General features: G+C 71.6%; 3 protein-coding genes and 1 pseudogene. 3 read left to right on the forward strand and 1 reads right to left on the reverse strand.

Annotation, left to right across the window (positions count from 1 at the left end; genetic code table 11):
- Positions 1-383: pseudogene (locus tag ACFU6K_RS32755) on the reverse strand (2,3-diaminopropionate biosynthesis protein SbnB); the annotation flags it as partial.
- A 294-nt stretch (positions 384-677) separates the two neighbouring features.
- Between ACFU6K_RS32755 and ACFU6K_RS32760 the strand changes: the two are divergent.
- From ACFU6K_RS32760 to ACFU6K_RS32770, 3 genes are read left to right on the forward strand one after another with little or no spacing between them, the layout of a single operon-like run.
- Positions 678-2,228, forward strand: a complete 1,551-nt coding sequence (locus ACFU6K_RS32760) for a tryptophan halogenase family protein (RefSeq protein ID WP_380669248.1) — start codon at positions 678-680, stop codon at positions 2,226-2,228.
- A 30-nt stretch (positions 2,229-2,258) separates the two neighbouring features.
- A complete protein-coding gene (locus ACFU6K_RS32765; protein WP_380669250.1) occupies positions 2,259-3,569 on the forward strand; it encodes a cation:proton antiporter in 1,311 nt (436 codons plus the stop codon).
- Positions 3,566-4,126, forward strand: coding sequence for a flavin reductase family protein (locus ACFU6K_RS32770; protein ID WP_380669252.1), 561 nt, complete (start codon positions 3,566-3,568; stop codon positions 4,124-4,126). The genes ACFU6K_RS32765 and ACFU6K_RS32770 overlap by 4 nt, the downstream gene beginning before the upstream one ends.
- The last annotated feature ends 64 nt before the right edge of the window (positions 4,127-4,190 follow it).

The following is a 4,190-nucleotide window of genomic DNA, read 5'->3' on the forward strand; positions in this document are numbered from 1 at the left end:
GCCGAGGCGGCGGTGCGGGCGGCGCTGATGATCGAGCTCTCCAGGCAGGCGATCGGGTAGCCGGTCGCGGGGTCGTTGAGCACCAGCACCGCCGAGGCCCGGGGGAGGCCCGCGGCCACGTTCTCCGGGAAGCTGGAGATCCACTTGATCCCGTCGACCGGCGTGCCGCCGCCCACCGAGGCCGGCAGCGCGATGATGCGCGAGGTGGGCCGGTCCGGGAAGCGCAGGAAGTACGACGGCGGGTTGACCGTGTCCCCCTCGCCGTGCACCCGGTAGGTCGCCGCGACCAGGTCGACGGTCTGCTTCTCGTTGCCGGACAGTACGCCGTGCACCTGTGCGCCGGGGACGACGGCGAACTGCGGGATCTGCCTCTGCTGCGTCATGAGTGGCTCCGTCTCGGGGGAGATCTGGCCACAGCAGTGTGGCTGACCTGCGCTGACACCGCGCTGATGGACCGTCAGGTGTTCGAGTGGTCCGACAGGTACGGGTCAACCCGACCTGCGACTTTCGACCAGTGCCAAATGACCTGGTCGGACCTTACGAGGATGCCTAGAGTCACTCTCTGGTGGCGCCGCCCTCAGCTTCTACCAGCGGGGTGACGACCGACGGCGCCACCTCGGCCGGTATCCGGCACCTCCCCTGCCGGAAACACGTGGACCACCGAAGAGGAGTCACCAGTGCTCGACCGGGTTGTGATCGTAGGCGGCGGAACAGCGGGTTGGATGACGGCTTCGTACCTGAAGGCCGCGTTCGAGGACCGGGTGGACATCACCCTCGTGGAATCCGGCAACATCTCCACCGTGGGCGTCGGCGAGGCCACCTTCAGCGACATCCGCCACTTCTTCGAGTTCCTCGGACTCAAGGAGAAGGACTGGATGCCGGCCTGCAACGCGACGTACAAGCTCGCCGTCCGCTTCGAGGACTGGCGCGAGCCCGGCCACTACTTCTACCACCCGTTCGAGCAGATGCGCTCGGTCAACGGCTTCCCGCTCACCGACTGGTGGCTCAAGCAGGGGCCGACCAGCCGGTTCGACAAGGACTGCTTCGTGATGGCCTCGGTCATCGACGCCGGCCTCAGCCCCCGCCACCTCGACGGCGCCCTGATCGACCAGCCCTTCGACGAGGGCGCGGACGAGATGCAGGGCCTCACCATGTCCGAGCACCAGGGCAAGACCCAGTTCCCGTACGCCTACCAGTTCGAGGCCGCGCTGCTCGCCAAGTACCTGACGCAGTACGCCACCGACAGGGGCGTCAAGCGCATCGTCGACGACGTCCAGGACGTCCGGCTCGACGACCGCGGCTGGATCAGCGGGCTGCGCACCGCCGAGCACGGCGAGCTCACCGGCGACCTCTTCATCGACTGCACCGGCTTCCGCGGGCTGCTGCTGAACAAGGCGCTGGAGGAGCCGTTCATCTCCTACCAGGACACCCTGCCCAACGACAGCGCCGTCGCCCTCCAGGTGCCGATGGACATGGCGAAGCGCGGCGTGCTGCCCTGCACCACCGCGACCGCCCAGGACGCCGGCTGGATCTGGACGATCCCGCTGATGGGCCGGGTCGGCACCGGGTACGTCTACGCGAAGGACTACCTCTCGCCGGAGGAGGCCGAGCGGACCCTGCGCGCCTTCGTCGGCCCCGCCGCCGACGACGTCGAGGCCAACCACATCCGGATGCGGATCGGCCGCAGCCGCAACTCCTGGTCCCGCAACTGCGTGGCCGTTGGCCTCTCCAGCGGCTTCGTGGAGCCGCTGGAGTCCACCGGGATCTTCTTCATCCACCACGCCATCGAGCAACTGGTCAAGTACTTCCCGGCGCAGGACTGGAACCCGGTCCGGCGCGACCTCTACAACCGGGCCATCGCCCACGTCATGGACGGGGTGCGGGAGTTCCTGGTCCTGCACTACGTCGCCGCCAAGCGCACCGACACCCAGTACTGGCGGGACACCAAGACCCGGAAGATCCCCGACGCGCTGGCCGAGCGGCTGGAACTCTGGAAGGCCCAACTCCCGGACTCCGAAACGGTCTTCCCCTACTACCACGGCCTGCCGCCGTACTCCTACATGTGCATCCTGCTGGGCATGGGCGGCATCGAGGTGGCGCACTCCCCGGCCCTGAACCTCTCCGACGGCGCCGCCGCGGAACGGGAGTTCGCCCAGATCCGGGAGAAGACCGAACGGCTCGTCGCGACGCTGCCCAAGGCGTACGACTACTTCGCCCGGATGCGCTGACCAGGATCCCGGGAAAGGGGCCCGTTCATCATGGACGTCCTCCAGCTCCTGACACGCGTCGTGCACGCGGCCGCCGTCCTCGGCGTCGTGCTGCTGATCGCCGTGGCGGGCAGGAGAGTCGCGCGCCGTCTCCGGCAGCCGGAGGTGATCGGGGAGATCACGGGGGGCCTGCTGGCCGGGCCCGCCGTGATCGCCCTGGCCGGCCGGCCCGCCTTCGACGCCGTGCTGCCGGGGCCGGTGTTCGACCTCGTCAAGACCGTCGCCGAGGCCGCCCTGGTGCTCTTCCTGGTCGGCCTCGCCCACAAGCTGCGCCGCGGCCGGGACCGGCTGCCCCGGCGCGCCACCACCTGGATCACCGTCGGGGCGCTGGTGCCGCCGCTGGCCACCGGCGGCCTGCTGGTCGGGCTGATCGCCCTCACCGGCGACCGGGCGGCCCGCGGCGGCGCCCCGCTGCCGGCCTTCCTCCTGATGGTCGCGGTCACCATGTCCATCACCGCCGTCCCGGTGATGGCCCGCATCCTGGCCGACCGGGGGATGAGCGACGGCGTCCCGGGCCGGCTCTCGCTGGCCTCCGCCGTCGTCATCGACGCCTGCGGCTGGCTGCTGCTCTCCCTGGCGATCAGCCTGGGCGCCGGGGACCCGGCACGCTCGCTGCACTCGCTGCGCGCCCTGGCCGTCGGCGTGGTCTGCGCGCTGGCCATCCGCTACGCGCTGGGCACCCGGACCGCGTCCCGGCTCTGCGCCCGCTCGCCCCGGGCGATGGCGGTCCTGATCGCGGTGGCCGCCCTCGCGGTGGCCTTCGCCATGAAGCACCTCGGCATGACCTCGATCCTCGGCGCCGCACTGGCCGGACTGGCGGTCCCGCACGACGACGGCGGCCCGTGGACCCGCGTGGTGTCCACGGTCTCCCGCTCGGGGCAGTTCCTGACCCCCGCCTTCTTCGTGGTCACCGGGGTCACCGTGCTCACCGGCGCCTTCTCCGCCACCTCCGGGGTGCTGATCGCCGGCACCGTCCTGCTGGGCTTCCTCGGCAAGGGCCTCGGCGGCTACCTCGGGGCCCGGATCGGCGGCCAGCCGCCCCGGACCGCCCGGCGGATCGGCGCGCTGATGAACACCCGCGGCCTCACCGAACTGATCGTCCTCCAGGCCGGCTTCGCCTCCGGGGTGCTGCCCGCGCCGCTGGTCCTGGCACTGGTGGTGATGGCGCTGGTCACCACGGCGGCCACCGGGCCGCTGCTGGAGCTGTTCGACCGGATGGAGGGCCGCCGGGCGGCCGAGGGGATCAGCGCGACGGCCATGGCGCCGGTGAAGTCCGTCGAGACAGAAAGCGGTGCGAGATGACCGAGTACGCGGGTGACCAGGCCCGGTTACGGGCCGGGGCCTCGGCGGCGTCCGGAGCCGTGGGGACGGCGGGAGCCACCCCCGACGAGTTCCGGGCCATGATGAGCGGATTCCCCACGGGCGTGAGCGTGGTGTCCGCCACCGGCCCCGACGGCGCCCCGAGGGGCATGACCTGCTCCGCGGTGTGCAGCGTCTCACTCGACCCGCCCACCCTCCTGGTCTGCCTGCGCGAGGGCAGCCCCACGCTCGAAGCGGTCACCGACAGCGGCCTGTTCGCGGTCAACCTGCTGCACGAGGACGCCCAGGGGACCGCCGAACTGTTCGCCTCCGGCAACCCGGACCGGTTCCAGCTGCTCCCCTGGGAGCAGGCCCCGGAGGCGGCCGGCCCGCACCTGGTGCGCGACGCCCACACGGTGGCCGACTGCGACGTGGTGCTGACCCAGCGGGTCGGCGACCACGTCACCGTCTACGGCGAGATCCGCCGGGTCGTACGGCGCCACCACCCGCGGCCGCTGCTGTACGGGCTGCGCCAGTTCCGGGCCTGGTCGCGGAGCTGATCCCGGCACGGCGGGAAGGGCGAGGAGGGGAGGACCCCCGGGGCGACGCCCGGGGGTCCTGCCC

This window comes from Kitasatospora sp. NPDC057512 (genome assembly GCF_042802135.1).
Classification (GTDB): Bacteria; Actinomycetota; Actinomycetes; order Streptomycetales; family Streptomycetaceae; genus Kitasatospora.

Bases quoted from the DNA above. Each gene is read 5' to 3' on its own strand.
- ACFU6K_RS32770 (WP_380669252.1), top strand. From the start codon at position 3,566: ATGACCGAGTACGCGGGTGACCAGGCCCGGTTACGGGCCGGGGCCTCG.
- ACFU6K_RS32765 (WP_380669250.1), top strand. From the start codon at position 2,259: ATGGACGTCCTCCAGCTCCTGACACGCGTCGTGCACGCGGCCGCCGTC.